Origin of the sequence: Caballeronia sp. (assembly GCF_028292365.1) — a bacterium.
Lineage (GTDB): Bacteria > Pseudomonadota > Gammaproteobacteria > Burkholderiales > Burkholderiaceae > Caballeronia.
In genome coordinates, this window is the sequence record NZ_JAQGMM010000528.1 from 1 (window position 1) to 4,330 (window position 4,330).

The following is a 4,330-nucleotide window of genomic DNA, read 5'->3' on the forward strand; positions in this document are numbered from 1 at the left end:
TGAAAATGTCAGCGACATCACCGGGAAAATGAAGCATTCCGCAGGCGCGTCGGTTGAAGAACCAAAGGACGTCTGACGCGCCGCCAACAAGAGTCAACGAGATTGCCTGGTTTGCGAGAAACACAGCATGATCCAGGTACACCTTGCATCAGAAGGCAGCGCTTTCTCCTGGCTATGACGCATCCACAAGACCGATCAAGGACGTTTCCTCCGATTGGCTCCCAAACGCGATCTTTCGGCGTAATAAGCCAGTTCAAAGCCGATACGGCTGCGATGACCGCGCGCTAAACTGACTCATCTGCATAAAATGCCGACGCAGTGAACGGAGTCACGCAAACATTGCGTGTCGAGCCGCAAACACAGCGATCCAAAGCACACTCGGAACCATCATGGACGGCCTGCGCTGGACGGCGATCATTGTCGTCGCAATGCTCGGCGGTGGGTTGGCAGTCTGCGCGCTGATCGCCCTAGTGGTGCTTTTCATCGGCCACGTCGCCGCGCGCTTATTCAATAACGATGAACATGACTGAGGTACCACGAGCGTGACCGATCTCTCTTCGTTTTCATCAGTCGCAGCCGCCGCGCAACAGGCGGATCTGCTTAAGAAGGCACCCGTGTCCGATGCGTCCGTCATCCTCGATGACGGGGATTTCCTCAATGCCATCCGGCTGACACCGCTTGTTTCCATTGACCTGATCGTGACCGACGGCAACCGTCGCGTGCTGCTGGGACAACGTCGCAACCGCCCTGCGCAAGACTCCTGGTTCGTGCCGGGCGGCCGGGTCCGCAAAGGTGAAACGCTCGATACCGCGTTCACCCGCGTGGTGCGCGACGAGCTGGGCATAGCCAGCGTACAGCGCTCGTCGTCGCGCCTGTTCGGCGTGTTCGAGCACTACTACGACGACAACTTTGCAGGCGTCCCGGGCATTGGCACGCACTATGTCGCGCTCGCTTATTCGATCATGCTGGGCGGCTCGGTGCCGATCGGCCGCTTCGATCAACATAGCGACTACGCATGGCTGATGCCCGCAGAAGTGCTGGCTCGCGAAGACGTGCATCCGAACGCAAAAGCGTACTTTCGCTAAGGCCCATGAGTGGAACCGGTGGCGCTATGAGCGGCTCGACGAGCCGCTTTTTTTACGTGCAACGCACGAAAAAAAAGCCCGCACATGGCGGGCTAAAGACCATAGCGCGCGCCGGGGGGCTAGCGCTACGTACAACGCGGTTCATGCTGCAATTCGAATCCTGTTCACCTTGTTCGCCGGACGTGTCTGCAGCTAACACTGGTGCGGCGCGTCCATCGATTCGTGGTCCATGAAATGCGGCTCATGAACGTAGCCGGTAGCCGCTCCATTGAGCAAATTTATTCAACCAATCAGTTCCGGCGCCGCGTCGAGCGGTACCTCGTTCGTCACCGGCGCGGGGCTGCGGCTCGCGAGAAACGCACGCAAATAGGCTTTGAACGGCTCTGCCACTTCCGGGTGACGCAACGCGAACTCAACCGTGGCCTTCAGATAACCCAGCTTGCTGCCGCAGTCAAAGCGCTTGCCCTTGTAGCGGTAGGCCAGCACCTGTTCATGCGCAAGCAATGCCTGGATCGCATCGGTCAACTGGATCTCGCCGCCCGCGCCCGGCTTCTGCTTGCGCAAATGTTCGAAGATGCGCGGCATCAGCACATAGCGTCCGACCACGCCAAGATTGGATGGCGCCAACGCCGGCTCAGGCTTCTCCACCACGCTGGCTATCTTGAAGAGCCCGTCATCCCACTGCCGGCCTTCAATCACACCGTACGACCCCGACTCGCGCGGATCGATCTCCTCCACGCCCAGCACCGACGAGTGATAGTGGTTGAAGACCTCGACCATCTGTGCCATCACGGGCGGCTCGCCGTCGATCAGGTCGTCCGCGAGCATGATGGCGAACGGTTCGTTGTCGATCAGCTTTTCCGCGCACAGCACGGCGTGGCCCAGTCCGAGCGGCTCCGCCTGGCGCACGTAGACACAATTGACGTGAGACGGTTTGATACTGCGTACGAGTTCAAGCAGCGCGCGTTTTCCGCGTGCTTCCAGCTCCGCTTCGATTTCGTATGATTTATCGAAATGATCTTCAATCGCGCGCTTGCCTCGACCCGTGACGAAGATCATTTCCGTGATGCCGGCCGCGACCGCCTCTTCCACCGCGTACTGGATCAGCGGTTTATCGACGATGGGCAGCATTTCTTTCGGACTTGCCTTGGTCGCAGGAAGAAAGCGCGTGCCGAGTCCTGCGACGGGAAACACCGCCTTGCGTACCTTGAGCATGTCCGACCCCCTTGTTTTGTCCGGCGCTCGATAACGGGCCAGAATTCTGGTCAACGCGGTCTCTCGTGCAAAGCCTCATGCAGGGCGTCGTGCAGCACGAAGGAGAGACCCCGTGACTAGTTTTTTTGATCACTGATGGTCAGCTTATTACTTGAATATCGAAACCATCTGCCAACATCTCGTTCTTTTCAGACGGCCGCCCTGACGCTTTGATGGCGCCGCGTATAGTGCGACGCATATGAGATCAATCCCCACCGCCCGGACCGACAACGGAGACAAATGATGGGACACGTCATTGGTATGAGCCGGCTGCAGATAGTGCGATTGCCGAGTGCCGACTCTGCATCTGCGCCGGCGCCCGATGCGTCCCGCTCGAACCGGCATGGGCCCGAGCATGAAACCGCCTCCGGAGCCTTGCACGGATCAGGCCCAGGATCAGCACACGAAGCGATGCAAGAAGCCATGCATGAAGCGATACAGGAAGGCAAGACCGCGCCCAAGCGGATCGGCATACTGATCTTCGAAGACTTCTCGCTAGTCGAGGTGAGTTCGATATCGGAGGTGTTTTCGCTCGCCAACGAGATCGACACGTTGTCCGAGTCCGTCGCCGTCAAGTCGGGCGATGCACCGGATTATGCCCTGCTGTTTTTATCCAGCGATGGCGGCAGCGTTGCCAGCAGCTGCTCCATGCGAATCTGGACCGAAAGTCTGGACACGCGCTGGATGAGAGAGTGCGACGCCCTCTTCATTGCGGGCGGCGAAGGCGCGCAGCGCGCTAAACTGGACACGCAGTTGCTCAGGCGGCTCAGCCGGGTTGCGCCGAAGATATCGTTTGTAAAGGCCATCGGCGAAGGCTCGCAGATCCTCGCGGCGGCGAATCTTTCATTGCAGAACCGGGTGCCCGACTTCGAAGACCCGACAGCGGCGTCCGCCCTGACGAGCTCGCTGTTCATCGCGGAGCAGACTCTGACGCTCGATGACCCCAAGGGTCCGATCGCAGCCGCCCTGTCCATCATCAAGCGTGATTACGGTCCAGCGGTGGCGCGAGAAGTATCAGAGCGTTCCATTCCGGGCGCATGGCCGAAATTGTCCGCCGTGCTCGACGACACCGACATAGGCGGCGTGCGACAAAAAATCGACGCAGCGGCGCGGTGGATGCGTGAAAATTACATCCGGCCGATTTCGATTGCGGATGCCGCGCGCGTGGCGACCATGAGTGAGCGCAATTTCCTGCGCCGCTTCAAGGCGCAGATCGGATTGACGCCGTCGGAGTATTTGTTGCGGGCGCGACTGGATGCCAGTTGCATGCTGCTCGCCGCGACCGACCTTCCCGTCGATAAGATCGCGCGCCGATGCGGCGCCGGCAGCGGCGATGGACTGGCCAAGATATTCCGCAAGCGCCTGTCCATTTCACCGACCGAATACCGGCTGGCCGGACGCAGGAAAGCCGCGGAGGAATGAGGAAGTTACGTTAAGGGCTAAGGTGGGTTAAGGCGGCGTTAGAAACACCGGTTAAAACAAGCATATAAAGCAGTTGGCACAGCGCGCAACAGGCGCAGCGGGGACGATCCTGGTCACCACCGCGCAAGGGTGCGTTTTTCGGGGGGCGTATGACGGGTACGACAGTTTTGAGGTTGATCACCAATTTCGGCGACGCGGGGTTGACCATTCCTTTGGCAGCCGGATGTGCGTTGTGGCTAAGCACGACCGACAAGCGCGAAGCATGGATGTGGATAGGGTCGCTCGCAGGCGCGCTGGCGCTGGTCGGTGTGAACAAGATCCTGTATGCAGGCTGCAGCATTGAGATTCGCTCCATCGATTTTCGCGTGATCAGCGGCCACACCATGCTGACATCGGCGGTGTGGGGCGTGACGTTGGGTTTGCTTGCCGGCAGCAGGGGCGCAGGGTGGTACAGGCTGGGCGCAGCCTCAGGGTTGGCACTCGGCGCGCTGATCGGAGTCTGCCGGGTCGTGCAGGACGCACATACGCCCATTGAGGTCGTGGCCGGGTGGTTTTTGGGCGGCGGTATT

Annotated in this window: 5 protein-coding genes; 4 read left to right on the plus strand and 1 reads right to left on the minus strand. The window is 59.8% G+C overall.

Annotated features, from left to right (window positions below):
- The first annotated feature begins 389 nt into the window (after positions 1–389).
- Entirely contained in the window at positions 390–530 is a 141-nt protein-coding gene (locus tag JWR14_RS31120; RefSeq protein ID WP_299717092.1) for a hypothetical protein, read from the plus strand.
- Between the two features lie 102 nt (positions 531–632).
- A complete protein-coding gene (locus JWR14_RS31125) occupies positions 633–1,085 on the plus strand; it encodes a GDP-mannose mannosyl hydrolase (RefSeq protein ID WP_299717096.1) in 453 nt (150 codons plus the stop codon).
- 282 nt (positions 1,086–1,367) lie between these two features.
- Here the strand turns inward: JWR14_RS31125 and galU are convergent, their stop codons facing one another.
- The gene (gene galU, locus JWR14_RS31130) at positions 1,368–2,300 is read right to left on the minus strand and encodes a UTP--glucose-1-phosphate uridylyltransferase GalU (protein ID WP_299717093.1); all 933 of its coding nucleotides are present in this window, start codon (positions 2,298–2,300) and stop codon (positions 1,368–1,370) included.
- A gap of 450 nt (positions 2,301–2,750) precedes the next feature.
- Between galU and JWR14_RS31135 the strand changes: the two genes are divergently transcribed.
- Positions 2,751–3,761: a helix-turn-helix domain-containing protein gene (locus JWR14_RS31135; protein ID WP_299717094.1), complete on the plus strand. Its 1,011-nt coding sequence runs from the start codon at positions 2,751–2,753 to the stop codon at positions 3,759–3,761.
- A gap of 149 nt (positions 3,762–3,910) precedes the next feature.
- Positions 3,911–4,330 (plus strand): phosphatase PAP2 family protein (locus tag JWR14_RS31140; RefSeq protein WP_299717095.1); only part of this gene is annotated, 420 nt, incomplete at its 3' end.